At 29.8% G+C, this 17,735-nt stretch carries 20 protein-coding genes and 1 pseudogene; 9 read left to right on the top strand and 12 right to left on the bottom strand.

The genetic code is table 11. The features are described from left to right. Positions 1 to 3 precede the first annotated feature (3 nt). Genes serS through der form a run of 4 tightly spaced genes read right to left on the bottom strand, consistent with a single transcriptional unit; the run spans position 4 to position 4,072 of the window. Entirely contained in the window at positions 4 to 1,239 is a 1,236-nt protein-coding gene (gene serS / locus ELQ12_RS04040; RefSeq protein ID WP_134264582.1) for a serine--tRNA ligase, read from the bottom strand. A 10-nt stretch (positions 1,240 to 1,249) separates the two neighbouring features. Beyond that, positions 1,250 to 2,209: a tryptophan--tRNA ligase gene (trpS, locus tag ELQ12_RS04035; protein ID WP_070261170.1), complete on the bottom strand. Its 960-nt coding sequence runs from the start codon at positions 2,207 to 2,209 to the stop codon at positions 1,250 to 1,252. Further along, positions 2,206 to 2,703, bottom strand: a complete 498-nt coding sequence (locus tag ELQ12_RS04030) for a shikimate kinase (protein WP_088261501.1) — start codon at positions 2,701 to 2,703, stop codon at positions 2,206 to 2,208. Before ELQ12_RS04030 ends, trpS begins: the two co-directional genes overlap by 4 nt. After that, entirely contained in the window at positions 2,690 to 4,072 is a 1,383-nt protein-coding gene (der, locus tag ELQ12_RS04025; protein ID WP_070261172.1) for a ribosome biogenesis GTPase Der, read from the bottom strand. Before der ends, ELQ12_RS04030 begins: the two co-directional genes overlap by 14 nt. Before the next feature lie 101 nt (positions 4,073 to 4,173). Between der and ELQ12_RS04020 the strand changes: the two genes are divergently transcribed. The 7 genes and pseudogenes from ELQ12_RS04020 to ELQ12_RS03990 all read left to right on the top strand — a co-directional run bounded on the left by ELQ12_RS04020 (position 4,174) and on the right by ELQ12_RS03990 (position 8,974). Next, positions 4,174 to 5,106 carry a DMT family transporter gene (locus tag ELQ12_RS04020; protein WP_134264581.1) on the top strand — a complete coding sequence of 311 codons (933 nt, stop codon included), beginning with the start codon at positions 4,174 to 4,176 and terminating at the stop codon, positions 5,104 to 5,106. Continuing rightward, on the top strand, positions 5,103 to 5,918 hold the full coding sequence (kdsA, locus tag ELQ12_RS04015) for a 3-deoxy-8-phosphooctulonate synthase (protein ID WP_126229073.1): 816 nt from the start codon (positions 5,103 to 5,105) through the stop codon (positions 5,916 to 5,918). The genes ELQ12_RS04020 and kdsA overlap by 4 nt, the downstream gene beginning before the upstream one ends. Beyond that, complete coding sequence (gene ribE, locus ELQ12_RS04010; protein WP_070298045.1) at positions 5,915 to 6,379, top strand: 6,7-dimethyl-8-ribityllumazine synthase; 465 nt, start codon at positions 5,915 to 5,917, stop codon at positions 6,377 to 6,379. Before kdsA ends, ribE begins: the two co-directional genes overlap by 4 nt. Continuing rightward, on the top strand, positions 6,379 to 6,777 hold the full coding sequence (gene nusB / locus ELQ12_RS04005; RefSeq protein WP_002854405.1) for a transcription antitermination factor NusB: 399 nt from the start codon (positions 6,379 to 6,381) through the stop codon (positions 6,775 to 6,777). The genes ribE and nusB overlap by 1 nt, the downstream gene beginning before the upstream one ends. Beyond that, positions 6,774 to 7,451: pseudogene (gene pyrF / locus ELQ12_RS04000) on the top strand (orotidine-5'-phosphate decarboxylase); the annotation flags it as partial. The gene nusB and the pseudogene pyrF, both read left to right, overlap by 4 nt. Positions 7,452 to 7,508: 57 nt before the next feature. Continuing rightward, positions 7,509 to 8,402, top strand: coding sequence for a protein-methionine-sulfoxide reductase catalytic subunit MsrP (gene msrP, locus ELQ12_RS03995; RefSeq protein WP_052949534.1), 894 nt, complete (start codon positions 7,509 to 7,511; stop codon positions 8,400 to 8,402). Next, positions 8,402 to 8,974: a sulfite oxidase heme-binding subunit YedZ gene (locus tag ELQ12_RS03990; protein ID WP_052949532.1), complete on the top strand. Its 573-nt coding sequence runs from the start codon at positions 8,402 to 8,404 to the stop codon at positions 8,972 to 8,974. The genes msrP and ELQ12_RS03990 overlap by 1 nt, the downstream gene beginning before the upstream one ends. On the opposite strand, the gene ELQ12_RS03985 is transcribed toward ELQ12_RS03990, so the two are convergent. From ELQ12_RS03985 to rpsU, 8 genes are all read right to left on the bottom strand, one after another. Next, positions 8,939 to 10,651 carry an ATP-binding protein gene (locus ELQ12_RS03985; protein ID WP_002861139.1) on the bottom strand — a complete coding sequence of 571 codons (1,713 nt, stop codon included), beginning with the start codon at positions 10,649 to 10,651 and terminating at the stop codon, positions 8,939 to 8,941. The two genes, ELQ12_RS03990 and ELQ12_RS03985, sit on opposite strands and share 36 nt — an antisense overlap. Beyond that, positions 10,651 to 11,475 carry a hypothetical protein gene (locus ELQ12_RS03980; RefSeq protein WP_134264580.1) on the bottom strand — a complete coding sequence of 275 codons (825 nt, stop codon included), beginning with the start codon at positions 11,473 to 11,475 and terminating at the stop codon, positions 10,651 to 10,653. The genes ELQ12_RS03985 and ELQ12_RS03980 overlap by 1 nt, the downstream gene beginning before the upstream one ends. Before the next feature lie 10 nt (positions 11,476 to 11,485). Next, positions 11,486 to 11,962 carry a hypothetical protein gene (locus ELQ12_RS03975; RefSeq protein WP_002933969.1) on the bottom strand — a complete coding sequence of 159 codons (477 nt, stop codon included), beginning with the start codon at positions 11,960 to 11,962 and terminating at the stop codon, positions 11,486 to 11,488. 8 nt (positions 11,963 to 11,970) lie between these two features. Further along, positions 11,971 to 12,462 (bottom strand): YajQ family cyclic di-GMP-binding protein, encoded by a 492-nt coding sequence (locus tag ELQ12_RS03970; protein WP_002854188.1) that lies wholly within the window; start codon positions 12,460 to 12,462, stop codon positions 11,971 to 11,973. Next, positions 12,452 to 13,387 (bottom strand): D-2-hydroxyacid dehydrogenase, encoded by a 936-nt coding sequence (locus ELQ12_RS03965; protein ID WP_134264579.1) that lies wholly within the window; start codon positions 13,385 to 13,387, stop codon positions 12,452 to 12,454. Before ELQ12_RS03965 ends, ELQ12_RS03970 begins: the two co-directional genes overlap by 11 nt. A 2-nt stretch (positions 13,388 to 13,389) precedes the next feature. Then, a complete protein-coding gene (locus tag ELQ12_RS03960; RefSeq protein WP_002831077.1) occupies positions 13,390 to 14,559 on the bottom strand; it encodes a glutathionylspermidine synthase family protein in 1,170 nt (389 codons plus the stop codon). A 9-nt stretch (positions 14,560 to 14,568) separates the two neighbouring features. Continuing rightward, positions 14,569 to 15,174, bottom strand: a complete 606-nt coding sequence (locus tag ELQ12_RS03955; protein WP_002870776.1) for a UPF0323 family lipoprotein — start codon at positions 15,172 to 15,174, stop codon at positions 14,569 to 14,571. Between the two features lie 116 nt (positions 15,175 to 15,290). Next, the gene (rpsU, locus tag ELQ12_RS03945) at positions 15,291 to 15,503 is read right to left on the bottom strand and encodes a 30S ribosomal protein S21 (RefSeq protein ID WP_002780697.1); all 213 of its coding nucleotides are present in this window, start codon (positions 15,501 to 15,503) and stop codon (positions 15,291 to 15,293) included. A 158-nt stretch (positions 15,504 to 15,661) separates the two neighbouring features. Between rpsU and ccoG the strand changes: the two genes are divergently transcribed. After that, complete coding sequence (ccoG, locus tag ELQ12_RS03940) at positions 15,662 to 17,029, top strand: cytochrome c oxidase accessory protein CcoG (RefSeq protein ID WP_134264578.1); 1,368 nt, start codon at positions 15,662 to 15,664, stop codon at positions 17,027 to 17,029. Continuing rightward, positions 17,026 to 17,658: a multidrug efflux system transcriptional regulator CmeR gene (gene cmeR, locus ELQ12_RS03935; protein WP_134264577.1), complete on the top strand. Its 633-nt coding sequence runs from the start codon at positions 17,026 to 17,028 to the stop codon at positions 17,656 to 17,658. Before ccoG ends, cmeR begins: the two co-directional genes overlap by 4 nt. Positions 17,659 to 17,735: the final 77 nt, after the last annotated feature.

The following is a 17,735-nucleotide window of genomic DNA, read 5'->3' as shown; positions in this document are numbered from 1 at the left end:
TCTTTAAAAATATTTTTTCAAAGCATCAGGAATATGAATTTTTCCTTCTTTATCTTGATAATTTTCCATAATTGCTACCAAAGTTCTTCCTACCGCTAAAGATGAGCCATTAAGAGTATGGACGAGTTCATTTTTTCCTTGTTCGTTTTTATAGCGAATTTTAGCGCGTCTTGCTTGAAAATCACGACAATTTGAAACCGAGCTGATCTCACGATATTTATTTTGTCCTGGAAGCCACACTTCAAGATCTACAGTTTTTGCTGCACTAAAACCCAAATCTCCGGTACAAAGCATCAAATGTCTATGCGCTAAACCTAAAGAACTCAGTAAATCACTTGCACACTCAAGCATTTCATTAAACACGCTATCACTTTGCTCAGGTTTAGTGATACTTACAAGCTCTACTTTTTCAAACTGGTGTTGTCTTATAATACCTCTTGTATCACGCCCTGCACTGCCTGCTTCTTTTCTAAAACAAGCACTATAACAAGTCATTTTTATCGGTAAAGTTTCACTCGCTAAAATTTCTCCACTATAAAGATTGGTTACTGGAATTTCAGAAGTTGAGATCAAATATAAATCCTCATCATCTACTTTATACATATCTTCTTTAAATTTTGGCAACTGACCTGTCCCAAACATAGTAGCACCATTTACCAAAAAAGGCACATTAACAAATTCAAATCCACGACTTCTATTAAAATCTATCATATAATTTACCAAAGCACGGCTTAATAAAGCTCCTTCGTTTTTAAGTACACAAAAACGACTTTGTGAAATTTTTACCCCACGCACAAAATCAAGCCAATTTAAACTCTCACCCAATTCAAAATGTTCTTTTGGAATAAAATCAAAGCTAGGCGGATTTAATATTTTTTTAAGCTCCACATTTTCATCTTCATCTTCACCTACAGGCACAGACTCATCAGGGATATTTGGGATGGCATGAGCGATTTCTTCAAGCTCATTTTCTAAAGCATTTACTTTAGCGCTTTGCTCATTAATTTTGCTTTTATTTTCGCTTAATTTTGCTTTTAAACTTTCTTTATCTTCGGCTGTAGCAAGCTCTTTGCTGAATTTATTTTGAAAAGCTTGAAATTCTTCTAAAGCTGTTTTTTCTTTTTTTAAACTTGCAAAAAGTTCAGCAAGTTTTTTTAAGATATTTTCATCAACTTTTTTATTTTTTAACTTTTTAGCCACTTCATCAAAATTATTTTGCAAATTTTTTAAATCTAGCATTTTCTACTCCTTAAAATCCGATTTTTTCATAAATTTTTTGCATTTTTTCTTGGGCAATTTTTCTTGCTTTTGTCGCACCAAAATCTAAAATTTCTTTTAAATGCGAAGGCTTTTCTAAAAGCTCATTGTATTTTTCTCTTGCTTCTTTAAAATAAGCATTTACAAGCTCGTTTAAATACATTTTAAAATGTCCATAACCCTCACCACCTTTTTCATAGCGTATTTGTAATTCTTTTTGCCCTGCTTCATCTAAAAAAAGCTTTGCGATTTTAAAAACATTGCAGTTTTCATGATCTTTTGGATCTTCTAAAGCGGTACTATCTGTAACTATGGAAGAAATTTGTTTTTTTAAGGTTTTTTCACTGCTAAAAATATCTATAGTATTTTGATAAGATTTACTCATTTTTGCTCCATCAGTGCCTACAACTACAGCTACTTCTTCATTAACTTTAGCCTCTGGAAGGGTAAAAATTTCACCCCATTCATTATTAACTTTTAAAGCAATATCGCGTGCGATTTCAACATGCTGGATTTGATCTTTTCCTACAGGGACAATTTGTGTATCAAAAAGTAAAATATCAGCTGCCATTAAAACAGGATAAGAAAAAAGCCCATGTGAAGCACTAAGCCCCTTGGCAACTTTATCCTTGTAACTATGCGCACGCTCTAATAAACCCATAGGAGTAAATTGCGATAAAATCCAATAAAGCTCCATAACTTCCTTAACGTCACTTTGCAACCAAAAAACGCTTTTTTGAGGATCTATACCAAGGCTTAAAAAAGCCGCAGCAGCTTTTAAGGAATTTTGTTTAAGTTTTTCTCCATCTTGAGAAGAAGTCATGGCATGATAATTAGCAATAAACATAAACATTTGGCTTTTTTCTTGTGCACCTACCATTTGTTTAATCGCACCAAAATAATTACCTATATGCAAATCGCCACTTGGCTGAAGCCCTGTTAATACTCTCATTTTATCACCTTTTTAATCTCGCTTAAAAGCTCATCTATATTTTTATTTTCTATATTTAAAACAAAATTTGCCTTTTGTTCATACTTGCTTAAACGCTCATTATATAATTTTTTTGCTTTAATTTCATCATAAAACAAAGGTCTTTTAGAAATTTCATTTTCATCTAAACGCTTTTTTAAATATTCAAAATCTGCTTTTAAATAAATACAAAAACCTGATTTTTCTAAATTTGAAACATTAACAAAACCCCCACCTGTAGCAATACAAGTTTTCTCACAAGAACTAAAAAAATCAGCCATTTTTTGCTCTTGTTCTCTAAAAAAATTCTCCCCTTTTTGCGCAAAAATTTCACTGACTTTTTGATTAAATTTTTGTTCTATTAAAAAATCACTATCTAAAAAAACAAGATCTAAATCCCTAGCTAAAGCTCTTGCTAAAGTGCTTTTTCCAGAACCCATAAATCCTATAAAAACGATATTTTTAGCTTTCATCATTTTCTTTACTGCCCTTTTTACGCGAAGCAATCACTAAAGGCACACCTTCAAAATTAAATTCTTTTCTAATTTGATTTTGTAAATAACGCTTATAGCTAAAATGCAAGGCCTTAGGACGATTCATAATAAGTGCAATTTTTGGCGGTGCTAAGTCGTATTGTACTGCATAATAAATTTTAACCAATTTCCCATAATCATGCGGCAAAGGATGTGATCTTGTGGCATTTTCTATCAAGGTATTAAGCTTAGAAGTTTGGATTTTCTGAGTGAAATTTTCAAAAATTTGCAAAATTTTATCGAGTAAAACATGCACCCTTTTTCCACTTAAAGCTGATACACTAATCACGGGTGCGTAAGCTAGAAATTTAAAACGATCAAGACGCAATTCTTTTACAGTCTTATCAAAATCCATCTCACTTTTATCCCATTTATTTAAAACAATAATCACACCCAAATAATGCTTAGCCACAAGCCCAGCAATGCGTTCATCAAGCTCGTTAAAGCCCTCATGCACATCTAAAACCAAAAGTGCTATTTGAGAATGAGATAAAATTTTTTCCGTGCGATTTAGGGCAAAGCGTTCGAGTCCTTGAATTTTACCCCTTTTTCTAATACCTGCAGTATCAACAAATTCTATCACTTTATCTTTATGAACTACACTTTCATTAACAGGATCTATAGTAGTTCCTGCGATAGAACTTACAACACTGCGTTCTTGCTTAACCAAAGCATTTAAAAGACTTGATTTTCCAACATTTACACGCCCTACAATACCCACTCTGATATGATTTTGATCGACTTCTTTAAATTGAAATTCTTTTCCTTCTTCATAATGCTCTAAAAAATCTTCTAAATTTTCTTCTTCATCGGGGATTAAAAACTCTTCATGTAAAAATTTTTCAAGCCATTCATAAAGTTCATCTAAGCCTACATTATGAGTTACTGAAAGATTAAAGATTTCCTTTACGCCAAAATTTACAAACTCCCAAGCCCTTTCTTCATCTTTTTTATTATCTACTTTATTAATCACTAAGGCTATAGGTTTTCCAAGTTTTTTTAAAGAATAAAAAAACTGTCTATCCTCATCATCAGGTGCTAATTTTCCATCAACTAGATAAAGTATGATATCGCTTTCTTTGGCTACTTTTAAAGTGTTTTTTTTCACATTTTTAAAAAGTTCATCACTTTCATCAAGCCCTCCACTATCAATAAGCATGGCTTTTTTTGAATTAATATGAATTTCTGTTTTATTTGTATCTCTAGTTGTGCCTGAAATATCACTTGTAATAGCTATTCTTTGTCTTGCCATTCTATTAAAAAGACTTGATTTTCCCACATTTGGCTTACCTATAAGTATAATGCTTTGCATTTTTTTCCTAGAAAATTATATTTTTAAAATTATATAAAATTTGGCTTAATATTAAGCAAAAAAAGACTAGAATTAGCCCAGATTTTAGTCAAGGAAAAAAAATGCTAAAAGTAATCAAGCATAATTTAGGAATTTATTTCATGATTTTAGCATGTTTGGATTTTGCACTTATGGGAGCTTGTGCAAAAATTCTTAGCAAGGAAATGAGTTCTATAGAAATTATGTTTTTTAGAAATATCATAGGAATTTTTTTCATAGTCTATCTTTTAAAACGATCTAAGGCACATAAAGAAGGGGGACATTTTTGGCTCTTGGTATTTCGTGGAGTAGTAGGCACGCTTTCACTATATATGTTTTTCTATAATGTTTCAAATATTACACTAGGTGGAGCTTTTGCTTTTCAAAAAACCTCTCCTATTTTTATTACTTTAATAGCTTTTGTTGTTTTTAAAGAAAATATTGGCATCAAAGGCTGGATAGGAATTTTAATAGCATTTAGTGGAGTACTTTTAATTGCTCAGCCTTGGGCTCATAATTTAAATCATTCAGGCTTTGATTTAAAAAATTCAGTTATAGGTATCACGAGTGGATTTTTAGCCGCTTTAGCTCTTACAAGTGTAAGAGAACTTAGAAAATCTTACACTACAGAACAAATTGCCTTTTCTTTTATCCTTTTAGGAACCTTAATGCCTTTAATTTCTATGATCAGTGCTGAATTTTTTGAACCACAGCATCTTGATTCTTTACATTTAGATTTCATTCTAGCACCTTTTGTGATGCCAAGTCTTATAGCTTGGCTTATCATTGCCATTATGGGAACTTTAGGCACCATTTATCAAATTCATATCACTAAAGCTTATGGTATCGCTAAACAAGCAGGAGTAGTTGCTGGAGTTAGTTATCTTGATGTGGTATTTAGTATGATAGTTGGGATAATTTTAGGAGATAATTTACCAAGTACTATGGTTTTTTTAGGTATAATAGGCATTATTTTTGGTGGATTAATTTTAGTTAAGAACAAAGGAAAAAAATGAAAAAAATGATACTCATTGCTGGTCCTTGCGTGATAGAAAGCAAAGATTTGATTTTTAAAGTTGCCGAACAATTAAAAAATTTTAATGAAAACCCAAATATAGAATTTTATTTCAAATCAAGTTTTGATAAGGCCAATCGCACAAGTATTAATTCTTTTCGAGGTCCTGGTCTTGAAGAAGGATTAAAAATTTTACAAAGCGTAAAAGATGAATTTGGTATGAAAATCTTAACCGATATACACGAAAGCAATCAAGCAAACCCTGTAAGTGAAGTAGCTGATGTCTTGCAAATTCCTGCTTTTTTATGTCGTCAAACCGATTTACTTATAGCCGCAGCAAAAACTAAGGCAAAAGTTAATATCAAAAAAGGACAATTTTTAAACCCAAGCGATATCAAATACAGCGTTAAAAAAGTTCTACAAACCCGTGGTATAGAAGATGAAGGCTATGAAGCTGCTCAAAAAAATGGTGTTTTTGTAGCTGAAAGAGGAGCTAGCTTTGGCTATGGAAATTTAGTAGTAGATATGCGTTCTTTAGTTATCATGCGTGAATTTGCTCCAGTTATTTTTGATGCTACCCATAGCGTACAAACGCCAGGGGCTGCAGGTGGAAGTAGCGGAGGGAAAAGCGAATTTGTAGAACCTTTAGCAAGAGCGGCAGCAGCCGTAGGCATAGATGGCTTTTTCTTTGAAACACATATTAATCCTTGCGAGGCTTTATGCGATGGACCTAATATGCTTAATCTTACACGCCTTAAAAATTGCGTTAATACATTACTAGAAATACAAAATATCATAAAGGAAAACAAATGAATATTATTGAAGGAAAATTAAATTTAGACTCAAATACAAAAATTGCTATCATTAATGCAAGATTTAATCATATCATCACAGATCGCCTTGTAGAAGGAGCAAAAGATGCTTTTTTAAGACACGGAGGCAAAGAGGAAAATCTAAGCCTTATACTTGTTCCTGGTGCTTTTGAGCTTCCGTATGCGTTAAAAAAAGCTATAGAAAGCAAAAAGTTTGATGCAATTTGTTGCGTAGGCGCAGTAATTCGTGGCTCAACTCCGCATTTTGACTATGTTTCAGCAGAAACCACCAAAGGCATAGCCAATGTGAGTTTAAATTATAATATCCCTGTAAGCTTTGGTGTTTTAACTACAGATACAATAGAACAAGCCATAGAAAGAGCTGGAAGCAAGGCAGGTAATAAAGGCTTTGAAGCTATGGCAACTGTAATTGAGATGTTAAATTTAAGCAAGGAGCTTTAATGGCAACGCGTCATCAAGTTCGCCAAAGCGTCATCTCCTTACTTTATGCTTTTGAATTAAATTCTCAAAACAACGTTTTTGTAGATGAAATTTTAGATGAAAAAAAAATACGCAATGAACAAAAAAATTTTACTTTAAATTTATATCATGGAATTTTAGATAATTTAAACAATATTGATGAAACCTTAAATTCATTTCTAAATGATAATCAAATTACAGCTTTAGGACATGTAGAAAGAGCTATACTAAGACTTGGAGCTTATGAGTTACTTTTTACCGATACTCCTAGTGCTATTGTCATCAATGAGGCTATAGAACTTGCCAAAGAACTTGCTAATGACAATTCTCCAAAATTTATAAATGGAGTTTTAGATGCCTTAATAAAGGCTAAAAAATGAAGCTTTGTGTCGCACTTGATCTTTCTACAAAAGAAGAATGCTTACAACTTGCTAAAGAATTAAAAAATTTAGACATATGGTTAAAAGTAGGTTTAAGAGCATATTTAAGAGATGGTTTTAAATTCATAGAAGAACTTAAAAAAGTTGATGATTTTAAAATATTTCTTGATCTTAAAATTCATGATATTCCCAACACTATGGCAGATGCTTGCGAAGAAATATCAAAACTTGGTGTTGATATGATCAATATCCACGCAAGTGCTGGAAAAATAGCCATGCAAGAAGTTATGACACGGCTTAGCAAATTTTCAAAAAGACCATTAGTTTTAGCAGTTTCTGCTCTTACGAGTTTTAATGAAGAAAATTTCTTTAGTATTTATAGACAAAAAATCGAAGAAGCTGTAATTAATTTTTCAAAAATATCCTATGAAAATGGACTTGATGGTATGGTATGCTCTGTTTTTGAAAGTAAAATCATCAAAGAACACACCCAAAGAAATTTCTTAACTCTCACTCCAGGAATTCGTCCATTTGGAGAGAAAAATGATGATCAAAAACGCGTCGCTAATTTAACAATGGCTAGAGAAAATTTAAGCGATTTTATAGTAGTTGGACGCCCTATTTATAAAGATAATAACCCTAGAAAAATTTGTGAAAAAATTCTACAAGAAATTTAATAATCATTATCCTTGTTATATTTTAATAATAAAAATTTTTAATAAGGAAAAATTATGATTATAACTCCTGAGAATTTATATAAAAAAAGAAGAGATTTTTTAAAACTTGGAGCAGGTGCTTTAATAAGTTCAAGTGTGCTTGCTTCTAAACTATCTGCTTTAAATTTCACAAACGATACTAATCCAAACAAACTTGAAATCAGCGATGAAGAACTGGCTACAAATTATGTCAATTTTTATGAATTTTCAACAGACAAAAAAAAGGCTGTATCATTAGCACAAAATTTCAACACTCAAAATTGGAAAATCGATATCAGTGGAGAAATAGAAAAACCTTTAACTCTAAGCATGGAAGATATTTTAAAATTCCCTCTAGAAGAAAGAATTTATCGTTTTCGCTGTGTTGAAACTTGGTCTATGGTGGTACCTTGGGTAGGCTTTGAATTGCGTCGTTTGATTGAAATGGCAAAGCCTACAAGCGAAGCAAAATTTGTTAAATTTACCACTCTTTTAGATAAGAGTCAATTTCCCGATCAAGACGCTTTATTTCCAACTATAGACTATCCTTATGTAGAAGGACTTCGCATGGATGAAGCTATGCATCCTCTTACCTTGCTTGCAGTAGGAATGTATAAAAAAGCCTTAAAGCCTCAAAATGGCGCTCCAATACGCCTTGTTGTTCCTTGGAAATATGGCTTTAAAAGTATTAAATCTATAGTTAAAATAGAATTTACCAAAGAACAGCCTAAATCCACTTGGGAAAGTTACGCTCCAAGTGAATATGGTTTTTATGCCAATGTCAATCCTAATGTTTCTCATCCTAGATGGTCTCAAGCTAACGAGAGGGCTTTAGGAGACTTCTTTACCAAACCTACTTTAATGTTTAATGGCTATGAAAAAGAAGTGGCAAGTTTATATAAAAACATGGACTTGAAAGTGAATTTTTAATGCAGACAAAATACTTTAAATTTCTTGCTTATTTTAGCTTCATCATAAGTTTAATCTATGGATTTTATCATATCATAAAAGCCTTTGATTTTGTAAAAGAAGCCTATATTTACACCGGAATATTTGCTTTAATCTTTTTAAATTTAAGTCTTTTATTTTCTTTACTTAAATTTAAAAAAACAAAAAATTATCCTAAAATTTTAGGTATTTTTGCAGTTTTTTGGGCGATTTTGCACTTTTTAAATTATTTTATTTTTGATAGAAATGCTCAAATTTCAAGGCTTTTCGATGATATTTCACATCGTTTATTAGAAGCAAGTGGATTTATCGCATTTTTAATCATATTTTTAATGCTTTTAAGTTCTTTTAAAATCTTTAAAAAACTTAGTAAAATCAGAAAACTAGGATATTTATGCTTAGTTTTGGCAAGTTATCATTATTTTTTAACCCCAAAAGTTCCTATGTTTTGGGAATGGAGTGCTTTAATTATAGCTTTGTTTTATTTTATAGTTCGCTATACAAAAACATTAAAAAAGTTAAAATCCAACAATCTTACTTTTATCAAAACTTGAATTTAATTCTTTTTGTATGCTTTCTATAAAATCTTGCATTTTAAAAACCCCATCTTGTGATACAGCTACTTTCAAAGCTGTATTCTTTACTACCATTAAAATTTGTGCTCCACTTAATTCATAATTTGATAAAATATTTATATCAAAATCTTTTTCGAATAATGCTTTTTTAGGTAGAAATTTTTCCCAAATTTTAAGCCTATCTTTAAAATCAGGTTTTTTAAATTCTATCTTATAATCAAATCTTCTTGAAAATGCACTATCTAAACTTTCTAAAAAATTTGTCGTAGCGATAATCACACCACTAAAACGCTCAATTTGCTCTAAGAATATATTTTGCATTTGATTATGCATTTTATCGCTACCACTACTTCCATCTACACGCGTACTTAAAAACTGATCGGCTTCATTGAGAAGTAAAATAGGACTTTGTTTACAAGTTTGCACGATATTTTTATAAGTATCAAAAATTTTTCTTACATTTTGCTCACTCTCTCCAACCCATTTGCTCAAAATTTTAGAACAGTCAAAACTAAGAACAGATTTTTTCATTGATTTAGCCATAGCTAAAGCTGACATAGTTTTTCCAGTACCAGCAGGACCATAAAAAATAATTTTAGCTTCTATATTTTTATTACTCTTTATACCCCAAGAATGAAGTCTTTCTAGGACTTTTTTATCTTGTTGTTTTAAAATATTTTCTAAAAGCTCTTTTGTATTTTCAGGCATAATAATATCATTGATGTCAGTGCTTGGTTCTATAAGCTCGAAAATATCTTGATCTTTTAAAACACTTTCAATTTTGATTTTTTTACTTTGTTTTGGTTCAAAATTTATAATTCTTTGTAAAATTTCATCGATAATAAAAAAACTTTTAGAAATATCTCCAAAAGCATTTAAATATTCATCATACTCGATTAAGTTTAAAAGAGGAGCATTTTCTTGTAATAGTTTTTTATTTTTATGCCTTTCTAAATCATTTTCACTGATTAAAGAAAGTAAAGAATTCATTTCTCTAGAAATCGAACTTTCATTACTTAAGGCGTATTCTTCTTTTAAAAGTGCTAGAAAAATAATTTGTTCTTTATGTTCAAGATTGTATTCTTTAAAAATATCAGCTAATACATTATAAAATTTACTTTTTTTTAGTCTTTCTTTGATATGTTTTTCATAAAGTTTAATTTGGTTTTTTATTTCACTATTATAAGCACTTTTTTGTATAAAACTTAATCTTTCGTATAATTGAATACGCACAAATTCATCTTTTAAATATTCTAAATAATCTGCATAAGCCTCTTGTTTCTCAAAGTTTAAACGAGGTTTTGCTTCTAAAAATTCTAAAAAATATTCACTTAGACTAAGCTCACTTTGCAATAAGGCAAGAGTTAATGTTTGAGTTTTATTATTTTCTAAACTTTTAAAAAAACTCGAATTTTGATTTACAAAACCTCTTTCGATAAGTTTTTTTAAATCCTCCAAAGCATCAAGATAAAGATACTTATCATTTCCAAAAATTGTCGATAATAAAGTAAAGGCATTGATAGAAGAAATAGAAACGACATAATTTCTACAGAGCTCTCTAAGAATCAAAGCCTCATTTTTAGCACACTTAAGCTCTTTATAAATTTGAGTATCTTCTATATTTTTCAAACTTAAAAAATTTTTTAATTTTTCCATTATTTTTTAAATTCCTTAAGCTCATCTTCGTTAAATTCTACGCAAATATTTTCATCTAAAAAATGACCTTCAAAAGGTAGATAACAAATTTTTAGTTTTCCATTATTAAGCAAAAAATTATTATTAAATTGTAAATTTTGCAGATCTTCAAAACACTCATCACATGTATTTTTAAGCCTCCCATGTAAAAGATTTTGAAATTTTTGATTTTCAGTATTATACAAATCATTTAGTTTTACAAACGTGTGAGTATTAATATCATAAACAAAATTATTTAACTCTAAAATAGCACGACTCATACCATCTTCATAAAAATAATACCATTCTTCAAAACTAATTTTTCCATCTTGTAAAAAAATAGGTTTTTGGCGAATTTGTTCAAAACTAAATACACCCTTATGAATAGGATGAAATTCTTTAAAATCATCATTAAAACCTATAAAATCAAGACTACGCTTTATACGAACACCATCTTGCGTTTCAATAAGTTCTAAAGTAGTTGTTCCTAAATTTTCTCCTTGAAAATTTTTATTATCATATGTAAGCATTTTAGAAGAATTGATTTTATATTTTTTACGCTCATCCTGCCAAAAATCATTTGTCTTAACGAGCGGAATCTCTAAATTTCCATTTATATCATCAACAATTAAAAAGCTAGAACTTGTTTGATTTTTATCCCTGTCAAAAAGTGGAGTCATAGGCGCATTATCATAAACTATGGCAAAAATTTCTTTATCCTGTAAATGATAAAAATACAATTCGCCTTTATAAACTTGCGCTAAAGCTAGATTTACAAAGCAAAATACCAGTAAAAAAAATTTCAAACTCTATCCTTCAATTTTGAATATGCGTTAAGATGATTTTAGTATGTGAAATTTTATCAAAAAAACTTACTTTATTATCACAAACTTGATAAAAAATTTCATAATTTTTTGCTTTTAAATTTTGTTCAAAACCACAATCAGTTTTTTCTAAATTTCTACCCTGCCATAAAGCATTTGCCTTTAAAACATCACTTAAAATATCATCATAATATACATTTTTAAAAAATTTTTGATTAAACACTTTTTTATCATAACACACTGCATTGATGCAAATTTTATCTTTGATTTTGAGTTCAAAAAAAGCTTGCCCTAGTTTATAAACTTCTAAATTTAAAGCATTATTTTCTTTTTTTAAAAAAGCTGCATCATTGATTTTTATCATAGGAGAAGCAATCAAAACCATCAAGCTTTGACTTGAAAAATTTTGATTTTTCACACTACAAGCACAAAGAAAAAAAACAAAACATAGAGCTAAACAATGTTTCAAATTTAACCTTATTTGAGATTTTTAAAACTGATATTTAACTCTAAATCAAGCTCTTTTACAAGCTTCATCACAGCTTGTAAATCATCGATTTGTTTTGCTACAACACGAATTTCTTCACCGCGAATCGAAGAGTTAACTTTAAGCTTGCTATCTTTAATAGCTTTATTGATTTTTTTAGCATTTTCACTATCAATAGCATCGTTTGCTTTCAAATTTAAACGAAACATTGCTCCACTTTCACGAGAAAGCTCTTTAATAGCATTAGGATTAATTCCTCTTTTGATAAGTTTAGAAATCACTATATCTTTTAAAACATCAAGCTTTCCTTCGCTAGAAGAACTGAGTTTAAAAATACTCTCTTTTTCACTTAAATCAATCTCGCACTTAATTCCTTTTAAGTCATAACGACTATCAAGTTCTTTTTTAGCTTGTTCAAAAGCATTTTTTAATTCTTGCTTATCTAAAGCTGCTGAAATATCAAAACTATGTTCACTTGCCATTTTCTATCCATTCTTTTAAATTATTATAAACTATATCCATTAAAGCATTTAAAGCTTCCTTGCTCGCCCATGCAACATGAGGGGTGATAATAAGATTTTCTTTATTTTTAATGCTTAAAAGCGGATGATTTTTCATCATAGGTTCAATTTCTAAAACATCAAGCCCTACACGAATATTTTTTTCATCTATGATTTTAGCTAAATCATTTTCATTGATAATCCCACCTCTTCCTACATTAATCAAAATCGCATTATCTTTTAAAAGCTTTAATTTTTCAAAGGTGAGTAAATTTTTAGTTTTTTCACTTAGAGGTGCGTGAATACTTATAATATTGCAAGTTTTTAATAAATCTTTTAATTCCAAATGTACAAAATCTGCGTTTTTATTAGCTCCACTCGTAGAATAATAATAAATTTCAGCTCCAAAAGCCTTTGAAATTTTTGCCACTTCTTTACCTATAGCTCCTAAGCCTATAATACCATGTTTTTTACCGCTTAAGGTATTTAAAATTCTGCTATAATCTGTAAAAATAGGACTTTCACACCATTTACCCTCTTTACTCCATTTGTCATAATAAAGCACTTGATTTAAAAAAGCAAACATAAACGCAAAAGTATGTTGCACAACGCTCATAGTAGAATACCCAGCAGCATTTTTTACAATAATACCTTTTTCTTTAGCATACTCAATATCGATATTATTAACCCCTGTGGCAGTTTCTAAAATGAGTTTTAAATTTTTACAAGCATCAATCACATCTTTATCAATTACAACCTTGTTTGTCATGGCAACATTAGCATCTTTTAAACGCTCTATAGTTTGCTCTTTATTTGTTGTAGTATAAATTTGTAAAGAACCAAATTTTTCAAAAACACTTAAATCATAATCCCCTAAAGTTGCCGCATCTAAACAAACAATTTTCATTTCTAATCCTTTATAATATGTCCTACAAATTTAGAATAATTATCAAGCACAAGACCACCTTTTCTAAATCCTAAGCCACACCCTTCATAGGCAAAGAAAACACCTGCTTGATAGTATTCGTTTTCACATGAATTAAACTCTACATATTCTTGATAAATAGCCTTATTATTCCCATAAGGACCTACATTTTCATGCAAAGTTTTTCCATCTTTAATTATACTTATATTTGCGCCTTCTCTACCAAAAACAGGTTTTTTAACATAATTTTTACCCTCTAAAGGAGTATCTTTTGTTTCTAAAAGTAATGGATGATTTGGATAAAGCTCCCATAAAATTTTTAAAATTCCCTTAGATTGAAATAAAAGCGTATAAGCAGGATTTAAAATAATCGCTCTTTGATTACGCATGATCTGAGTTAAAAGCATAGCAAGTTCACCCTCTTCTATAGCTATATCTTCCCAAGGAATAAGCTTAAACCAATACTCATAATTTTCACCCTCTTTAAAAATTCCTTCTTCACTAAATTCTACCTCATCTACAAAGGAAAAATTAGTTTGAAAACCTGCTTCATTGGCTATATGGGAAAGTAATTTTGTAGTGATTTCTTCTTCTTTGCTTCCTGCAACACTTGAAAAAAGAATTTTCCACCCTTGGTAATGCTCTTCAAACCCTTCAACACTTTCATCAAGGGTAATAAGTCTTTTAAAATTATCCATCAAACTTTCATAAATGCTATTAAATTGTGCGCTTTCATCCATTCCATTTTGTTTTAAAAGTGCCCATTGTAAAATCGCACTTTCAAAAAGAGCAGTAGGGGTATCAGCATTAAATTCTATAAGTTTTATAGGCTTACCATCAAGCCCACCCGCTAAATCAAAACGCCCATATAAATGCCAATGAACCTCATTTTCCCAACTCATTTTAATCGCATCAATAAGATTAAAAGGGATTCCAAGCTCATCAAAACGATCATTGTCAATCACTTCTTGCGCTGCAGCAATAAACATATCATAAAGCTCATTTACCGCTTCATAATAAGCATTAGCTTCACTTTCCTTAACACAAACTAACTTATTGCTAATATAATCACTTCCATCTTCATCTGTATGCCAAGAAAAACCTATATTTTCTAAATAATCTTTTTGAAGTTTGTCTACTTGTAATAATTGCATTATTTATCCTTAAGAACCAAAAGAAGAACTAGAACTTGTGGCTTTAGAGCCTCCACTAAAAAAACCTGATTTTTTAGCACTTGAAGCGGAGCTTGTTGTACCTGCTTTATTAAAACTATTAACACTCCTTTGATAAGCACTTTGATTTGAAAAAGCACCGCGTTGTTGGTTGGCAAAATTTTGATTATTGAAAAGTTTTGAACCTATCCAACTTCCCAAAATAGCGCCTGCAGCACTTGCGAGTAAAGTTTCTCCCAAACTCAATCCTCCACTACTGATTTGTCCATTGTCTTTAGTTAAATTTGAAGTTCCATTATCAATTTTAGCTGCTTCTTCTTTAATCAAAGCATCCATTTCTTCTTTGGATAAAATTCTTTCTGTACCATTAAGATCTTTTAAAACTACCCTTGTTTCATCACTTGGATATTGATCTTTGATTTTATACTGCCCTGGAGCTGTTTCTTCGATAATTACAAAAGCTCCTTGAACATTAGCTGCTTGATTTAAAGTATCTGCATTGTCATTATTACTTCCACAACCTGCTAAAGCACCTCCAGCAACAGCTGCTAAACCACCTATCATACCAATTTGAATGATTTTTTTGATTTTTTTCATAAGTTTATCCTAAAAACAGAAAATTTAAATTAGAAATTTTAACAAAAAATAATAAATACTTTTTAATACCGAATGAAGATTTGTAGGTATAAAAAAAGCCCTTTCGGGCTTTTGGGTTAGAGTCTTGACTCGTAGCGTCTAAGCATATAAAGTCTTTTAAGCATTTTTTTGCGTGCTGAAATTTTTTGTTTTTTGCGAATTTCAGTCATAGGCTCGAAAAATCTTCTTGCTCTTACTTCAGTCACAACTAGATTTCTATCTACTTGTTTTTTGAATTTACGATACGCTTCATCAAAAGACTCGTTAGGATGCACCTTGATTCCTGGCACAGTCCTCACCACCTTTCTGTGTAAATTTTTGTTGTGAAATATAATTATAAAACACTTCTTATTAATTCTAACTTAGAAAGCATTTAAAAATTGTTTTAGTTTTTATCGGCTATAATCCTTAGTTACAAAGTGCTAAAAATTATAATTAAGGTCTAAAAATGCAAGGACACATTACAAACTATACAAAAAAACGATATTTTGTATATTTAATTGCAAGTATTATCATATTTGCTCTACCTTTCATAAGAATTAATGAAAATCGTTTTTTTCTTTTAAGTTTTGATCACTCTAAATTAAACCTATTTTTTATTTCTTTTTCAACACAAGAATTTTATCTCATGCCTTTTGTTCTTATATTTCTTTTTTTATTTATTTTTTTTATTACAACTTTAGGTGGAAGAATTTGGTGTGCTTGGAGTTGTCCACAAACAATTTTTAGAGTTATATATAGAGATATCATACAAACTAAAATTCTTAAAATTCGCAAAAATATTAATAACAAACAAAAAGAATATGAGGGACAATATTTTAAAAAATTTCTTGGAGTAATAATTTTTTATTTTATATCTTTAGTTGCTATTAGTAATTTACTTTGGTACTTTATTCCTCCTGAAGATTTTTTCAATTATATTCAAAATCCTGGCGAGCATTTACTTTTACTTGGAATTTTATCTTGTGCTAGCTTACTTTTTACTTTGGATATTACCTATTTACAAGAAAAATTTTGTGTTTATGTCTGTCCTTATGCAAGAATACAATCTGTAATGTTTGATCATGATACAATGCAAGTTATCTACGATGAAAAACGCGGGGGTTTGATTTATGATGGACACACCAAACTTCATAAAAAACCGCCTGAAGGAGAATGCATAGGTTGTGAAGCCTGTGTTAGCATCTGTCCAACTCATATTGACATACGCAAAGGAATGCAACTTGAATGTATTAATTGTCTTGAATGTGCCGATGCTTGTTCTAAGGTACAAAGCAAATTTAATCGTCCAAGTTTGATTAATTGGACAAGTGCAAAAGCTATTGAAATGCGTTCTAAGGTTCATTATTTAAGATTTAGAACGATAGCATATTTTATAGTTCTTTTAATTGCTTTATTGGCTTTAATTATCATGGGAAGCAAAAAAGAAAGCATGCTTTTAAATATCAATCGTAGCAGTGAATTATATAATATTTCAAATGTTAAAGGTGAATTAGTCATTTCAAATGCTTATACCTTTTTGTTTCAAAATACAGATTCTAAACCTCATGAATATTATTTTACAGCAAATTTAGAAGGAATAAATGATGGAATTGAAATCATAAGACCAAACAAACCTTTTAAATTAAAAGCGGGAGAGCAAGTTAAAAAAATAGTTGTTATCAAAGCTACAAAAAATTTAGCAAACAACGATAAAAAAGATGTAATCTTTCCTTTACATATAAAAGCTTATGCAAAAGATAATGAAAAAATTTCGGTTTTTAGAAAAAGTATATTTGTATACCCCAAAAACACTCTTACAAAGGATAAAAAATGAACTCAAATAAAACACCGTCACAAAAAGTTTTAGCCAGACAAGAAAAAATCAAAGCAGTAGCCTTAGAGCTTTTTTTAACAAAAGGTTACCAAGAAACAAGTTTGAGTGATATTATTAAATTATCCGGAGGATCTTATTCTAATATTTATAATAGTTTTAAAAGCAAAGAAGGATTATTCTTTGAAATTTTAGATGACATATGTAAAAAACATTTTCATCTTATTTATTCCAAAACACAAGAAATTGAAAATGGCACTTTAAAAGAAATTTTAACTTCTTTTGGTTTAACTTTTATAGAAATTTTTAATCAACCAGAAGCTGTAGCTTTTGGTAAAATTGTTTATTCTCAAGTTTATGATAAAGACAGACATCTTGCTAATTGGATAGAAAACAATCAACAAAATTTTTCCTATAACATACTTATGGATTTTTTTAAGCAACAAAATAATTCTTACATGAAAAAAAATGCAGAAAAACTTGCTGTTCTTTTTTGTACTATGTTAAAAGAACCTTATCATCATCTTAATGTTTTAATTAATGCTCCTGTGAAAAATAAAAAAGAACAAAAAGAACATGTTGAATTTGTTGTAAACGTTTTTCTAAATGGGATCAATGGCTCCAAAGCTTAAAAAATAATTTTATTAACCAAAATTAAGATATAATTAGCCAAAAATTTTTGTAATAAATATTACAATTTTTAATTTAA

Origin of the sequence: Campylobacter sp. US25a (assembly GCF_004379075.1) — a bacterium.
GTDB lineage: Bacteria > Campylobacterota > Campylobacteria > Campylobacterales > Campylobacteraceae > Campylobacter_D > Campylobacter_D jejuni.
The sequence above is the reverse complement of the archived record's forward strand: the minus strand, read 5'-3'. Positions and strand labels throughout refer to the sequence as shown.

Coding starts and splice junctions, on each gene's coding strand:
- serS (WP_134264582.1), bottom strand. CDS start 1,239: ATGCTAGATTTAAAAAATTTGCAAAATAATTTTGATGAAGTGGCTAAA.
- trpS (WP_070261170.1), bottom strand. CDS start 2,209: ATGAGAGTATTAACAGGGCTTCAGCCAAGTGGCGATTTGCATATAGGT.
- ELQ12_RS04030 (WP_088261501.1), bottom strand. CDS start 2,703: ATGATGAAAGCTAAAAATATCGTTTTTATAGGATTTATGGGTTCTGGA.
- der (WP_070261172.1), bottom strand. CDS start 4,072: ATGCAAAGCATTATACTTATAGGTAAGCCAAATGTGGGAAAATCAAGT.
- ELQ12_RS04020 (WP_134264581.1), top strand. CDS start 4,174: ATGCTAAAAGTAATCAAGCATAATTTAGGAATTTATTTCATGATTTTA.
- kdsA (WP_126229073.1), top strand. CDS start 5,103: ATGAAAAAAATGATACTCATTGCTGGTCCTTGCGTGATAGAAAGCAAA.
- ribE (WP_070298045.1), top strand. CDS start 5,915: ATGAATATTATTGAAGGAAAATTAAATTTAGACTCAAATACAAAAATT.
- nusB (WP_002854405.1), top strand. CDS start 6,379: ATGGCAACGCGTCATCAAGTTCGCCAAAGCGTCATCTCCTTACTTTAT.
- msrP (WP_052949534.1), top strand. CDS start 7,509: ATGATTATAACTCCTGAGAATTTATATAAAAAAAGAAGAGATTTTTTA.
- ELQ12_RS03990 (WP_052949532.1), top strand. CDS start 8,402: ATGCAGACAAAATACTTTAAATTTCTTGCTTATTTTAGCTTCATCATA.
- ELQ12_RS03985 (WP_002861139.1), bottom strand. CDS start 10,651: ATGGAAAAATTAAAAAATTTTTTAAGTTTGAAAAATATAGAAGATACT.
- ELQ12_RS03970 (WP_002854188.1), bottom strand. CDS start 12,462: ATGGCAAGTGAACATAGTTTTGATATTTCAGCAGCTTTAGATAAGCAA.
- ELQ12_RS03965 (WP_134264579.1), bottom strand. CDS start 13,387: ATGAAAATTGTTTGTTTAGATGCGGCAACTTTAGGGGATTATGATTTA.
- ELQ12_RS03960 (WP_002831077.1), bottom strand. CDS start 14,559: ATGCAATTATTACAAGTAGACAAACTTCAAAAAGATTATTTAGAAAAT.
- ELQ12_RS03955 (WP_002870776.1), bottom strand. CDS start 15,174: ATGAAAAAAATCAAAAAAATCATTCAAATTGGTATGATAGGTGGTTTA.
- ccoG (WP_134264578.1), top strand. CDS start 15,662: ATGCAAGGACACATTACAAACTATACAAAAAAACGATATTTTGTATAT.
- cmeR (WP_134264577.1), top strand. CDS start 17,026: ATGAACTCAAATAAAACACCGTCACAAAAAGTTTTAGCCAGACAAGAA.